Consider the following 13,687-nt stretch of genomic DNA (forward strand, 5'->3'; position numbering starts at 1 on the left):
TCGCCGGTCTGCGGGCGACCGCAGTGACGTGGACCGCACCGCGGAGGGGCGGATTCGGTGCACCGGCCGGGATCGGGAATGCTGGACGCCGAACCGTGTCCGCCCGCCGAGGGCGCGACGCTGCCGCATCGTGAGGAGACGTACATGCCGAGGCAACGCGCACGCGCCGCGACCGTTCTGTCGGGGGCGCTGTTACTGCTGGTCACCGGCTGCGCCTCGGACAACGACACCGACAAGGTCAAGACGATCGAACCCGCGACCGCCGCCGCGTCACCCGCGGTGTCGAACCCGCCCGCAGGCGGCGTGGTCACCCTCGGCGGCCCGGTCTCGGCGACGGTGTTCGACGACGACACCGACACCGTGGTCATGCTGACCCCCGACGCCCGCGGCCTGCTCCTGCTGCCCGGATCGGTGTCCGGTATGCCGCCGGGAGCACTGTCGGACGTCCCGCTGCGCACCGTTTCGCTGCCCGGCGGTGTCGCTGCGCTGTCCGCCCCGCGCGACGGCGTCGTCGCGGTTCCCGCGGGCCGGGCGGTGGTGCGGGTGGACCTGGCGACCGGGGACACCACCAGCACCGCGGTCGACGGCGACGTGCAGGCGGTCGCGCTGCTCGCGGACGGCCGGATGGCGGTCGGCACCGCGGCGGGCGAGGTCCTCGAGATTGAGGCCGACGGGACCAGCAGCGGCACGGTCTCCGGCCTGGTGTCCGTCGACGCGCTCGGCGAGCACGACGGCCGGGTCACCGCACTGGACCGGCGGCAGAGTTCGGTCACCGAGATCAACTTCGACGACGACCGGCTCGGCCTCGCGCTGCGCGCCGGCGACGGCGCAACGAACCTCGTCGCCGACCGGTTCGGCCGGGTCATCATCACCGACACCAACGACGGTGAACTGCTCTCGCACACCACGGACCCGCTGATGCTGCATCAGCGCTACCCGGTGCCGAACTCGCCGTACGGGGTCGCGGTCGACGAGAAGACCGGCATGGTGTGGGTGACGGTCACCGGAACGAACGAGGTCGTCGGGTACGACCTGTCCACCGGAATCCCGGTCGAGAAGCATCGTTACCCCACTGTCCGGCAACCCAATTCGGTGGCCGTCGACTCCGAGTCGGGGACGGTGTTCATCGCGTCGGCCACCGGCGACGGGCTGCAACGCATCGACGTCACCGGTCACTGATCCGCGGCACGACAATCGAGAGAGGCTCTTTCGTGTACACCCTGCTGCTGCGCCTGATGTTCCTGCTGTCCCCGGAACGCGTGCACCACCTCGCCTTCGGGGCGATGCGACTGGTCACCGTCGTCGGGCCGCTGCGCGCCCTGGTCGCGCGGGTGCTCACCGTTCCGGACCCGGTGCTGCGCACCAGGGTGTTCGGCGTCGACTTCCCCGCGCCGCTCGGTCTCGCCGCCGGCTTCGACAAGAACGCCACCGGCGTGAACGTCTGGGGCGCCATGGGATTCGGGTATGCCGAGGTGGGCACCGTCACCGCGCAGGCACAGCCAGGCAACCCGGCGCCGCGACTGTTCCGGCTGCCCGCGGACCGCGGGCTGCTCAACCGCATGGGCTTCAACAACCACGGCGCAGGCCATGCCGCGAACCAGCTGCGGCAGCGCAAGACGGCGCTGCCGATCGGCGCGAACATCGGCAAGACGAAGGTGGTCGCCGCGGCGGACGCCGCCGAGGACTACGCCGCCAGCGCCCGGCTGCTCGGGCCGCTCGCCGACTTCCTCGTCGTCAACGTCAGCTCCCCCAACACGCCGGGGCTGCGGGACCTGCAGGCCGTGGAGTCGCTGCGCCCGATCCTCGCCGCCGTCCTCGAGGTGGTGGAGATGCCGGTGCTGGTGAAGATCGCACCGGATCTGTCCGACCAGGACGTGGACGCGGTCGCGGACCTGGCCGTCGAACTCGGCCTCGCGGGCATCGTCGCCACCAACACCACGATCTCCCGGGACGGTCTGCTGACCCCAGCGGGCGAGGTGTCCGCGATGGGTGCGGGCGGCGTCTCCGGCCCACCGGTCGCGGACCGGTCGGTGGAGGTGCTGCGCCGGCTGTACGCGCGGGTCGGCGACCGCCTGGCGCTGATCTCCGTCGGCGGCATCGAGACCGTCGACCAGGCGTGGGAGCGGATCCTGGCCGGCGCGTCCCTGATCCAGGGCTACACCGGGTTCATCTACGGCGGACCGTTTTGGATGAAGAAGATCCACCGGGGGCTCGCGCGCAAGGTCCGGGACGGCGGCTACGCCTCGCTCGCCGACGCGGTCGGCCAAGGCGCTTCGCGCCCGTGAGTCCTTTTGGTCCCCCTGCGGGCCAGAAGGACTCACGGGCGGCGGAGCCGCCTAGTGCCCGAAGGTGGCCGTCAGGGTGGCGCGGGCGATCGCGTGGCCGAACAGGTTGAAGCCGAGGAACGCGGGCGTCGCATCGGCGGTCAGCCCCTCGACGCTCTCGACGTCCAGCGCGTGCACGGCGAAGATGTAGCGGTGCGGACCGTGGCCCACCGGCGGGGCGGAGCCGAGATAGCGGTGTCCGCCGCCATCGTTCTTCAGGGTGATCGCGTCGGCAGGCAGCCCGGCACCCCCCTCATCGCCCGCGTTCAGGGCGAGGGAGGTGACCGACGCCGGGACGTTCGCCACCGCCCAGTGCCAGAACCCGGACGCGGTCGGCGCGTCCGGGTCGAACATCGTGACCGCGAAACTCTTGGTCTCGGCGGGGAACCCGGACCAGGACAGCTGCGGGGAGATGTCCTTGCCGCCGGGGACCCCGAAGATCCCGCTGCGCTGGTCGGCGGGCACCTCGCCGCCCTCGGTGACCTGGTCCGAGGTCAGGGTGAAGGTCGGCAGGTCCGGCAGTGGGCCGTACGGATCGTGCGCCATGGGGGTCCTCTCGTGGGTGCGGTGACGATGGTCAGCTGTGCAGCAGGAAGTGCTCGAGCACGCGTGTGCCGAACTCTAGTGCGTCCACCGGCACCCGCTCGTCGACGCCGTGGAAGAGCGCGGTGAAGTCGAGTTCCGACGGAAGCTGCAATGGAGCGAACCCGAAGCAACGAATCCCCAGCGTGGCGAACGCCTTTGCGTCGGTCCCCCCGGAGAGCATGTACGGCACGGTGCGTCCGTTCGGGTCGTGCGCGAGGATCGCCGCGTTCATCGCGTCGACCAGCGCACCATCGAACGTGGTCTCGTAGGAGTCCAGCTTGGTGATCCACTCCCGGGTGACGTCGGGTCCGATCAGCTCGTCGACCTCCCGCTCGAACGCCGCCTGCCTACCGGGGAGCACCCGGCAGTCCACGACCGCGGTTGCGGTCTGCGGGATGACGTTCGCCTTGTAGCCGGCGTCGAGCATCGTCGGGTTTGCGGTGTCCCGGAGGGTGGCGCCGATGATTCGGGAGATGGTCCCGAGCTTCTCCAGCGCGGTGTCGATGTCGGGGGCGGACGGGTCGAAGTCCAGTCCCGTCTCGGCGCCGACGGCACCGAGGAACTCGGCGACCGAGTCCGGCACCACCAGCGGGAAGGTGTGCCGTCCGAGCCGCGCGACCGCCTCGGCGAGGAGGGTGACCGCGTTGTCCTCATGCAGGAACGAGCCGTGCCCGGCTCGGGCCTTCGCGGTCAACCGCATCCAGCCGAGCCCCTTCTCCGCGGTCTCGACCAGGTACAGGCGCGCATCGGAGCCGTCGGGGCGCGGCACGGACAGGGAGAACCCGCCGACCTCGCCGACCGCCTCGGTGATGCCGTCGAACAGGTCGGGCCGGTGCTGCACGAGCCACTGCGACCCCCAGGTCCCGCCCGCCTCCTCGTCGGCGAGGAAGGCAAACACCAGGTCCCGCGGCGGCACCGTGCCCTCGGCCTTGAACTGGCGCGCCAGCGCCAGCGTCATTCCGACCATGTCCTTCATGTCGACGGCGCCGCGCCCCCACACGTAGCCATCCTCGACGGCCCCCGAGAAGGGGTGGACACTCCAGTCCGCGGGTTCGGCGGGCACCACATCGAGGTGGCCGTGGATCATCAGCGCGCCGCGACTGCGGTCGGCGCCGGGCAGTCGCGCGAAGACGTTGCCACGTCCGGGCTGACCCGACTCGACGTACACCGTCTCGTAGCCGACTTCCTCGAGCTTGCCTGCCACCCATTCGGCGCATTCCCGTTCGCCCCTGGTGGTGGCGAGGTCGCCGGTGTTGGACGTGTCGAAACGGATCAGCGCACTGACGAGGTCGACGACCTCGGATTCGGCACTGCTGCGGATTGTGGGTGAGGAATCGATGTGCGGCACCTCCCTTTCCTACACCGTGCACCACCGGAATTCGTGCGAACACCCCCGCCGCACCGGCGTTGACCTGCGACAACGAGACGATTTTGGTTCTCGGGGTGTGCTGGGTTAATCTTTTCCAGCACGCAGCGAGAGCGGCGAGCGAAACAAAGAGTGTGCAAGCGCGAGTGGCGGAATGGCAGACGCGCTAGCTTGAGGTGCTAGTGTCCTACTAATGGACGTGGGGGTTCAAGTCCCCCCTCGCGCACTCTGAGTTGAGACAGACGACGAAAGCCCCGAACTTCGGTTCGGGGCTTTCGTCGTCTCGCGACCACCATCACCGAATCGGTGTCCGGCGCCGCCGCCGGTAGACTCGACCGACGACAGCAGCGACGAGATCAGGACTGAGCACCAGCACCGATGGCACAACCGACGACAGGCATCGACCCCGCCGACCTGCAGAGCATCGACCCGACGGATCTGGAGACCTGCCTGAGGGTCCTCGCCGCGGCAGGAGAACTCGACGCCGACCATCCCGATTCCGTTGCCCTGCAGCGCGCCAGCGGCAAGATGTTCAAGCGGCTCAAGCGGCGCAAGCGGATCGAGGTCCGTGACGCGAAGAACGCGGCCGACCGCGCCGTCGTTGCCGCGACCGCGACCGGGTCACCCAACCGCATTGACGACGAGACCGCCGGTGTGCTGATCTCCTCGCCGACCGTCGGGGACACCGCGGGCACCCTGATCCGGCCGCGGCCCTGCTACATCTGCAAGCAGCGGTACACCGTCGTCGACGCCTTCTACCATCAGCTGTGCCCGGAGTGCGCGGCGCGCAGTCACGCCAAGCGGGACGCGTCCACCGATCTGACCGGCAGGCGGGCACTACTCACCGGTGGCCGCGCGAAGATCGGCATGTACATCGCGCTGCGCCTGCTCCGCGACGGCGCCCACCTGACGATCACCACCAGATTCCCGAACGACGCCATCCGCCGGTTCAGTGCGATGGAGGACAGCGCCGACTGGATCCACCGACTCCGCGTCGTCGGCATCGACCTGCGCGACCCGGCCCAGGTCGTCGCGCTCGCCGAGGACGTCGCCGCGCAGGGGCCGCTCGACATCTTGATCAACAACGCCGCCCAGACCGTCCGCCGCTCCCCCGGCGCCTACTCCGCGCTCGCCGAGGCGGAGTCGGCTCCGCTGCCCGCGGGCGCGCTGCCCGACGTGGTGACGTTCGGCAAGACCAGCGACGCGCACCCCGCCGCCCTGGCCAGTTCGCTGCCCGCGGCAACCCAGTCGATCGTGCATCAGGTCAGCGAGCTGGCGCTGGTCGCGGGATCGGCCACCCCCGAACGTATTTCGCAGGGGATCGCGATCGACGCGGGCGGCCTAGTGCCCGATCTCGCGCACACCAACAGCTGGGTGCAGGCCGTCGGCGAGGTCGACCCGATCGAGCTCCTCGAGGTGCAGTTGTGCAACTCGGTGGCGCCGTTCATCCTGGTCGACCGACTCCGTCCCGCGATGGCCGCGTCGCAGGCCCGCCGCAAGTACGTGGTCAACGTCTCCGCGATGGAGGGTCAGTTCTCCCGCAAGTACAAGGGGCCCGGACACCCGCACACCAACATGGCGAAGGCGGCGCTGAACATGCTCACCCGCACCAGCGCCAGGGAGATGCTGGAGCAGGACGGCATCCTGATGACCGCCGTCGACACCGGCTGGATCACCGACGAACGCCCGCACTACACGAAGCTGCGCCTGGCGGATGAGGGCTTCCACGCCCCGCTCGACCTGGTCGACGGCGCGGCGCGGGTCTACGACCCGATCGTGCAGGGCGAGGCGGGCGTCGACCTGCACGGCTGCTTCCTCAAGGACTTCGAACCGTCCCCCTGGTGACGGAGAAAAACCACCCACCGGTTCCCTAATGTCACATCGAGTGTCGTCGAGTGACCCACTGTGACATTAGGGAACCCGAGGCGGGCGGGCCGTGGACGTGACGGAAGGTCACACTTAGTGTGGTCGGCATGACCCGCACCCGCGACCTCGACATCGTCGTCTACGGAGCCACCGGCTTCGTCGGCCGGCTCGCCGCCGACCACCTGGCCCGACACGCCCCCGGCGGAACCCGCATCGGGTTGGCCGGGCGCAGTCGAGCGAAGCTCGAGCGGGTCCGCGAGAGTCTGCCGGGCGCATCGGACTGGCCGATCCTGATCGCGTCCGCCGACGACGGCGCCTCCCTCACCGCGCTGGCCGAATCCACGCAGGTCGTGGTCAGCACCGTCGGTCCGTACGCGAAGTACGGCATCGACCTGGTGCGGGCGTGCGCCGAGACGGGCACCGACTACGCGGACCTGTCGGGCGAGGTCCTGTTCGCCAGGGAATCCATCGACCGCTACCACGACATCGCGCGGACCACCGGCGCGCGGATCGTGCACGCGTGCGGGTTCGACTCGATTCCATCGGACCTCGGGGTGCACGTTCTGCACGACAGGGTCACCGCGGACGGCGCGGGCACGCTCACGGACACGACCCTGGTGGTGTCCTCGCTGCGCGGCGGTCTCAGCGGCGGCACGATCGACTCGATCCGCACCCTCGTCGACGCCGTCAGGTCGGACAGGGCTGCGCGTTCCCTTGTGCTGCAACCCTATTCGCTGAGCCCGGATGCCTCGAAGGAACCCGATCTGGGGCGCCAGCTCGACGCCGAACTGGTGAAGGGGTCGGACATCGCGCCGGACCTGGCGGGGGTGCTGGCACCGTTTTTGATGGCATCGACAAACACCCGGGTGGTGCGGCGTAGCAACGCTCTGCTGGACTGGGCCTACGGGCGCACGTTCCGGTACCGAGAGGTGATGAGCGTCGGCGCATCGCCCCTGTCACCGCTGCTCGCGGCGGGTGTCGCGGCCGGGCTCGGTGTCCTCGCGGCAGGCCTAGCGCTGCCCCCGACGCGGTGGGCGCTCGACCGGATGCTGCCGAAGCCCGGCGAGGGGCCGAGCGAGAAGACGCGCCGGACCGGGCATTTCACGACGGAGGTCTACACCACCACCAGCACCGGTGCCCGCTACATGTCGCGGATGCGCGCACAGGGCGACCCCGGGTATGCGGCGACCGCCGTGATGCTCGGCGAGTCCGCCCTCGCGCTTGCCCTCGACCGCGCGGTGCTGCCGGAGGCGGCCGGCGTCCTCACCCCGGCGACCGCGATCGGCAACCGGCTGGTCGAGCGGCTCCGCGACGCCGGTGTCGAGATCACCGTCCGCAGCATGTAGGCGCTCTGCAGGATGGACGGGCCGCAGTGCTGCGTCGAGTGAACGGCACATTCGTTCGATCTGATCGACTGAACGCTTCCGTTCAGTCGGGACGGGGGCGGGGGGTGAGTAGTGCGCACGTACGCCGGGCACCGGAACGGCGTCCGGCGGTACCGTGCTGTGGTGGCCTCACCGCGGCTGGTCCACGACGAGTACGAGCGTGGGTGCGCGCTGCCCTCGACCCCGACGGCGGTGCGCTACCTGCCGCCGTCGGGGTTCCTCGCGTCCCGCGTGCCGACGCAGGCGCTGGCGGCGGGGTCGGTGGGGGTGCTCGCGTCCGCGGTGAATCGCCTGCTGGTGTCCCGGGGTCGGGAGCCGCGGGCGTGGCAGATCGATCCGGAGCGGGTCGCCGCGTCGTTCGCCAGCGACCGGATGCTGTCGATCGACGGTGCACCGGTGTCCGCCTTCGCGCCGATGTCGGGGTTCTTCGCCGCCGGGGACGGCTGGGTGCGCACGCACGCGAACTATCCGCATCATCGGGCGCGCCTGTTGACCGCGCTGGACCTGCCTGCCGATGCCGACCCGGGTGTGCTGTCGACACGGATCGGGGAACTGCCTGCGCAGGACATCGAGGACCGGTGCGCCGACGCGGGCGCGATCGCCGTCCTGGTCCGCGACGAGACCGCCTGGGCGGGGCACCCGCAGGGCGTCGCGAGCGGTGACGGCCCGCTGGTGCGGACGCGGATGACGGACTCCCGGCATTCCGGTCCAACACCGTCGGTGGCCGACGCGGACCGCCCGCTCGCCGGTGTGCGGGTGGTGGACCTGACGCGGGTGCTGGCGGGGCCGGTGGCAGGCCGCGACCTCGCGTTGCTCGGCGCTCAGGTGCTGCGCGTCGACCCGCCGCACCTGCACGAGATCGACTGGCAGCACCGCGACACCGGCCAGGGCAAGCGGTCCACCCTGCTGGACCTGACCGTCGCCGACGATCTGAGCACGATGCGGTCCCTGCTCGTCTCGACGGACGTCCTGCTCACCGGGTATCGGCCGGGTGCCCTCGACCGCTTCGGGATCGCCGACTCGACGCCCGGCCTGGTGGTCGGTTCGGTCAGCGCGTGGGGTGAGCGCGGTCCGTGGGCGATGCGACGCGGGTTCGACAGCATCGTGCAGGCGGCCTCCGGGATCGCGTTGGTCGAGGGCGGCGGACGACCCGGTGCGCTGCCGGTGCAGGCGCTCGACCATGCCTCCGGTCATCTGCTCGCGGCGGGGGTGGTGGACGCGATCGCGCAGCGGATCGGGGACGGGTGCGGTCGGGTGGTGTCGGTGTCGCTGGCGCGCACGGCACGCTTACTGCTCGACCTGCCCGGGCGGGTCGCCGCCCCCGTCGCACCGAGGAGGCCTTCTCAGGCAACGGCGGTGACCCACGGCGGGATTCGCGCGGCGCGGCCTCCCCTGCCCGGGTACGCGCAGTACCCGTTCCCGGCCCACGACTGGGGTGCGGACCCGCCGCACTGGTGGTGAGGGACCCGCTCTGGTCGGTGGGCGCCCCCGTGCGCAGGCCGCCTCCGTGGGGCGGCGCAGACTGGCGGGGTGAGCATCGTCCCCCTGCCTCCGACCGACCCCCTGCCCCCGACCGACCCCCTGCCCCCGACCGACCCTGTGCCCCTGATCGTCGACGTCGACACCGGGATCGACGACGCCCTCGCGCTGCTGTACCTGCTGTGCAGCCCGGATGCCGAGATCCTCACGGTGGCCAGCACCGGCGGCAACGTGCCGACCGCGCAGGTTGCCGCGAACAACCTGGCCTGGCTGGACCTGTGTGGCCGATCCGACATCGAGGTCACCCGGGGGTCGGCGGTCCCCCTGGTCGACGACCTGCGCACCACGGAGGACACCCACGGGCCGCAGGGGCTCGGGTATGCGGTGCTGCCGACGTCGACCAGACCACTCGCCGAACGTGATTCGGCGACCGCGTGGGTCGAGGTGGCCCGCTCCCGGCCCGGGGAGGTGACGGGTCTGGTCACCGGGCCGCTGACGAATCTCGCTCTGGCACTGCGGATCGAGCCGGACCTGCCGCTGCTCCTGCGCCGGCTGGTGATCATGGGCGGGGCGTTCGACCATCCCGGGAACACCACCCCGACGTCCGAGTGGAATGTCGCCGTCGACCCCGAGGCGGCGAAGGTGGTGTTCGATGCCTTCTCCGTCGTGCCGGAGCATCGACGGCCGATCGTGTGCCCGCTCGGTGTCACCGAGACCATCGAGCTGCGCCCCGAGCACCTGCGTCGCCTCGCCGAATCCGCAGGCAGCACCCCGGTCGAGTCGATCACCGAGTCCGATCCGGCCGGAAGCCGTTCCCGCGCCTCCGATCCGGTGGTTCGCGCCCTGTCGGACGCGATCCGTTTCTACCTCGAGTTCCATCGGGACCACGGACACGGCTTCCTCGCCCACATGCACGACCCGCTCGCGGCGGCGGTGGCGCTCGATCCGGCGGTGGTGCGGACCCGGCCGGCCACGGTCGATGTCGAACTCGTCGGAACGCTCACTCGCGGGTCCACGGTCGCGGACTGGCACGGCATGTGGGGCCGCGCACCGAACGCCGATATCGCGGTGGCCACCGACCCCGACACCTTCCTCACCCATCTCGTCGACCGCATCGGCCGACGTCTGCGCGGACGGTCCCGCGCTACCGCCCCAAGGTGACCCGCGGTGGCCGCGGTGACGGCCTGCGCCGGACCGGCACTGCCAGCGGAACTCTCGCTGCGGTGTGCGATCATCTACCCGTTCCGCTCAGTCGACACCCGCTCGCGCCCGACGAGATCTGTCGCCGGACCGTCCGCCACCCGCGAGCCACAGAGAGGTGTCCGCATGGGCCACGCCCCACACCGCGCCCCGTCCGCCGACCACCGGACGCGCGGCCGCCGCCCGCGGGCCCGGTGACCGCATGGACACCACCGCTCTGAAGCAGAGCTGGCGCGAGGTCGCGAAGGTCGGCGACGAGGCAACCCAGTACTTCTACTCCCACCTGTTCCTCGCGCATCCCGAGGTCCGCGAGATGTTCCCGATCTCGATGACCGCGCAGCGGAGCCGATTCTTCACGGCGCTCGGACACATCGTGAGCAATGTCGACGACCTGGCCACCGACCCGACCTTCGTCGAGCAGCTCGGTCGTGACCATCGACGCTTCGACGTTGTCGCCGACCACTATCCGGCCGTCGCCCCGTCGCTGCTCGCCACCCTCCGACACTTCCTCGGCCCGGCGTGGACCGAGCAGCTCGAGGCGGACTGGACCGCGGCGTACGAGGCGATCGCCGGGATCATGATCGCCGCAGCCGCGGACGCCGAACGGGACTCCCCGCCGTTCTGGGAGGCGGAGGTCGTGGCGATCGACCGGCGCAGCATCGACGTCGCGGTGGTCGAGCTGCGCCCGGACCGGCCGTACCCGTACCTGCCCGGCCAGTCGATGGCCGTCGAAGTGCCCTCCCGCCCCAAGCTGTGGCGGTACTACTCCCCCGCCAACGCTCCCCGCGCGGACGGGTCCATCGAACTGCACGTGCAGATCGTTCCTGGTGGCCAGGTCTCGACCGCGCTGGCACGCGGGACCGCCCGCGGCGAGATCATCCGGCTCGGTGCCCCGATCGGGGACCAGCTCACCCTGTCGCCGGACGACGGGAGCCTGCTCTTGGTCGCGGGCGGCACCGGGCTTGCGCCGCTCCGCGCGGTGCTCGACCACATCGACGAACGCTGGCGGGCGTCGGGTTCGGCGCCGGAGGTACACCTGTTCCACGGGGCGAGGGCGCCGTGGAACCTGTACGACCACCAGCATCTTCGGCAACTGGCGGCCCGGCCGTGGCTTCAGTACACACCGGTCGTCTCCGACGACCCCGGCTTCCCCGGTGTCCGCGGGCTCGTCGGCGATTTCGCCGCCCGGGCCCGACCCTGGCACGGTTTCACCGCGCTGGTGTGTGGGTCCGCGCCGATGGTCTCGCACACCCGGGCCGCGCTGCACTCCGCCGGGCTGCCGCCGGCGGCGGTCCGGTTCGAGGAGTTCGCCGATGCCGGGTTCGCGGACGGCGCCGCCGCGCCCTGGACCCAGCACGCCCACCCAACGCCGGACACCCGGCACACACCGGACACCACCCCGACACCTGGCGCGAGCCCGACACCCGACCCGACGTGGCCGACGGAGGCGACAGCATGGAGATAACGCCCGCGAACATCCGCCAGGTGGAGTTCAAGAGGGCCCAGATGGGTCGGCGCGGATACGACGCGGGATCCGTCCACGAGTACCTCGACCAGGTCGGTACCGAGCTGGCCCGGCTGCGCGCCGCCAACGAGCGGCTGATCCACGCCACGCCGGCCACCAGCGCGGACCTGGAGGCGTACGCGACGCGGATCGCCTACCTCGAGGATCAGCTGGCGCAGCGTGATCGGGCCCGGGCCGAGCCCCCCGAACTCCACCAGCTGCGCCGGGACCTCGCCGCGGCCACCGCGGAGCTGCACCGCCTTCGGGAGGAGTCGGAGAAGGATCTGCTCGGCATCAGTACCCGCGCGGTCAACCTGCTCAGCCAGGCTCAGCTGTCCGCCGACACCCTCGTCGCCGACGCCGAACGGTACGCCCGCGACCTGGTGATGACCGCGCGCGACCAGCACCGCGATCTGCTGCAGCGCGCCCAGCGCGCGGCCGAGCAGGCCGAGCAGGCCGAGGCGCCCGCTCGCCGCCCCGGCGATGCGGGTCCCGGCTACGCCCAGACCATCCCGGAGGTCGAGTACCTGCGCACCTACACGCAGATCGCGGCGACGCAGCTTCGGTCGGTGCTGACCGCGCTGTCCGGCGAGGTCGACAAGCTCGCGGACCTTCCGAATCTGGTTCCCGCGCTGCAGGCAACGCCCGAAGCACCGAACACACCCGAAACGCCGTACGCGCCCGAAACACCGCAGGCACCGGAAACGCAGCTCATCCCCGCGACCCGGCAGCCCGCGGACGGGTCGACACCCGACCAGACGGGAACGGAGCCGTCCGCGACCGAACCGACCGAGACCGAGCCGACCGAGACCGAGCCGACCGAGACCGAACCGACCGAAACCGAGCCAACCGAGACGGCGCTGTCCGAGACCGGTCGGCCCGCCGCAGGGAGCTCGTGACCCGGCGCCTCGAACGGCGCCGGGTGACGGGAGCGCGCGACGCTCGTCCGCCCCACCGCCACCCGGTCGCCCGCGCGAGCAGCCTCGTCAGCGTCCTGCGTCGCCGTCGAAGGCCTCGAGGAGGCGGTGCGCGGCCAGCGCCGCGGTCAGCTCGCCGTCCCGCACCTGCTGCTCGACCGCACCGCGAATAGACCGGACCGCCGGGTCGGTATCGAGGCGGCGCAGCAGCTGGTCGTGCACCATCGACCACGTCCAGTTCACCTGCTGCTGATGGCGTTTGCGTTCGAGCTCGCCCGCGTCGCCGAGGACCTTGCGGTGCCGGAGCACCTCGTCCCAGAACTTGTCGACGCCGTTGTTCTCGAGCGCGCTCATCGTCAACACCGGCGGCCGCCACAGCGCGTCGTGCGGGTAGATCAGCCGCAGCGCGCCCGCGAGTTCGCGGGCCGCGACCCGCGCCTCGGCCTCGTGCTTGCCGTCGGCCTTGTTGACGGTGACGATGTCGGCGAGTTCGAGGACGCCCTTCTTGATGCCCTGCAGCTGGTCGCCGGTCCGGGCCAGGGTGAGGAAGGTGAAGGTGTCGACCATGTTCGCGACGGTCACCTCGGACTGCCCGACACCGACCGTCTCGACCAAGATCACGTCGTAGCCGGCCGCCTCGAGCAGCACCATCGTCTCCCGGGTCGCCTTCGCGACACCGCCGAGGGTGCCGGAGGTCGGGGACGGCCGGATGAACGCGCTCGGCTCCACCGACAGGTTCTGCATCCGGGTCTTGTCACCGAGGATCGACCCGCCGGTCCGGGTGGACGACGGGTCGACCGCGAGCACCGCGACCTTGTGCCCCAACGAGATCAGGTGCATCCCGAGGGCCTCGATGGTGGTGGACTTGCCGACCCCGGGGACGCCGGTGATGCCGACCCGGATCGCGCCGCCCGCGTGCGGGAGCAGGCGCAGCAGCAGCTGCTGCGCCTGCTCCCGGTGGTCCCCGCGGGTGGACTCGACGAGGGTGATCGCCTTGGAGATCTCCGATCGCCGACCCGCGAGGACCGCGTCGCCGAGCGCGCCCAGGTCCAGCGGCGGAC

At 71.2% G+C, this 13,687-nt stretch carries 11 protein-coding genes and 1 tRNA gene; 9 read left to right on the forward strand and 3 right to left on the reverse strand.

Annotation, left to right across the window (positions count from 1 at the left end):
- Positions 1–144: 144 nt before the first annotated feature.
- Together ACWF62_RS04535 and ACWF62_RS04540 are read left to right on the forward strand one after the other, a co-directional pair.
- A complete protein-coding gene (locus ACWF62_RS04535; RefSeq protein ID WP_452629509.1) occupies positions 145–1,179 on the forward strand; it encodes a hypothetical protein in 1,035 nt (344 codons plus the stop codon).
- Positions 1,180–1,211: 32 nt separating this feature from the next.
- Positions 1,212–2,285, forward strand: coding sequence for a quinone-dependent dihydroorotate dehydrogenase (locus ACWF62_RS04540; protein WP_378569486.1), 1,074 nt, complete (start codon positions 1,212–1,214; stop codon positions 2,283–2,285).
- Positions 2,286–2,336: 51 nt separating this feature from the next.
- Here ACWF62_RS04540 and ACWF62_RS04545 read toward each other — a convergent pair whose 3' ends face one another.
- Positions 2,337–2,870 (reverse strand): YbhB/YbcL family Raf kinase inhibitor-like protein, encoded by a 534-nt coding sequence (locus ACWF62_RS04545; protein ID WP_452629510.1) that lies wholly within the window; start codon positions 2,868–2,870, stop codon positions 2,337–2,339.
- A 31-nt stretch (positions 2,871–2,901) separates the two neighbouring features.
- Positions 2,902–4,248 (reverse strand): M20/M25/M40 family metallo-hydrolase, encoded by a 1,347-nt coding sequence (locus ACWF62_RS04550; protein WP_378507271.1) that lies wholly within the window; start codon positions 4,246–4,248, stop codon positions 2,902–2,904.
- A gap of 167 nt (positions 4,249–4,415) precedes the next feature.
- Here ACWF62_RS04550 and ACWF62_RS04555 point away from each other — a divergent pair.
- From ACWF62_RS04555 to ACWF62_RS04585, 7 genes are all read left to right on the forward strand, one after another.
- Positions 4,416–4,501: transfer RNA gene (locus ACWF62_RS04555), tRNA-Leu, on the forward strand.
- Positions 4,502–4,653: 152 nt separating this feature from the next.
- Positions 4,654–6,120 (forward strand): SDR family NAD(P)-dependent oxidoreductase, encoded by a 1,467-nt coding sequence (locus ACWF62_RS04560; protein ID WP_378507058.1) that lies wholly within the window; start codon positions 4,654–4,656, stop codon positions 6,118–6,120.
- Between the two features lie 128 nt (positions 6,121–6,248).
- Complete coding sequence (locus ACWF62_RS04565; RefSeq protein WP_378507057.1) at positions 6,249–7,487, forward strand: saccharopine dehydrogenase family protein; 1,239 nt, start codon at positions 6,249–6,251, stop codon at positions 7,485–7,487.
- A 162-nt stretch (positions 7,488–7,649) separates the two neighbouring features.
- Positions 7,650–8,987, forward strand: coding sequence for a CoA transferase (locus ACWF62_RS04570; protein WP_378569490.1), 1,338 nt, complete (start codon positions 7,650–7,652; stop codon positions 8,985–8,987).
- A gap of 120 nt (positions 8,988–9,107) precedes the next feature.
- The gene (locus ACWF62_RS04575; protein WP_452629553.1) at positions 9,108–10,166 is read left to right on the forward strand and encodes a nucleoside hydrolase; all 1,059 of its coding nucleotides are present in this window, start codon (positions 9,108–9,110) and stop codon (positions 10,164–10,166) included.
- Between the two features lie 241 nt (positions 10,167–10,407).
- Positions 10,408–11,670: a globin domain-containing protein gene (locus tag ACWF62_RS04580; protein ID WP_452629511.1), complete on the forward strand. Its 1,263-nt coding sequence runs from the start codon at positions 10,408–10,410 to the stop codon at positions 11,668–11,670.
- On the forward strand, positions 11,661–12,608 hold the full coding sequence (locus ACWF62_RS04585; RefSeq protein ID WP_452629512.1) for a DivIVA domain-containing protein: 948 nt from the start codon (positions 11,661–11,663) through the stop codon (positions 12,606–12,608). The genes ACWF62_RS04580 and ACWF62_RS04585 overlap by 10 nt, the downstream gene beginning before the upstream one ends.
- A gap of 87 nt (positions 12,609–12,695) precedes the next feature.
- Here ACWF62_RS04585 and meaB read toward each other — a convergent pair whose 3' ends face one another.
- Positions 12,696–13,679, reverse strand: coding sequence for a methylmalonyl Co-A mutase-associated GTPase MeaB (gene meaB, locus ACWF62_RS04590; protein ID WP_452629554.1), 984 nt, complete (start codon positions 13,677–13,679; stop codon positions 12,696–12,698).
- Positions 13,680–13,687 lie beyond the last annotated feature (8 nt).

Source organism: Rhodococcus sp. NPDC054953, from assembly GCF_053609225.1.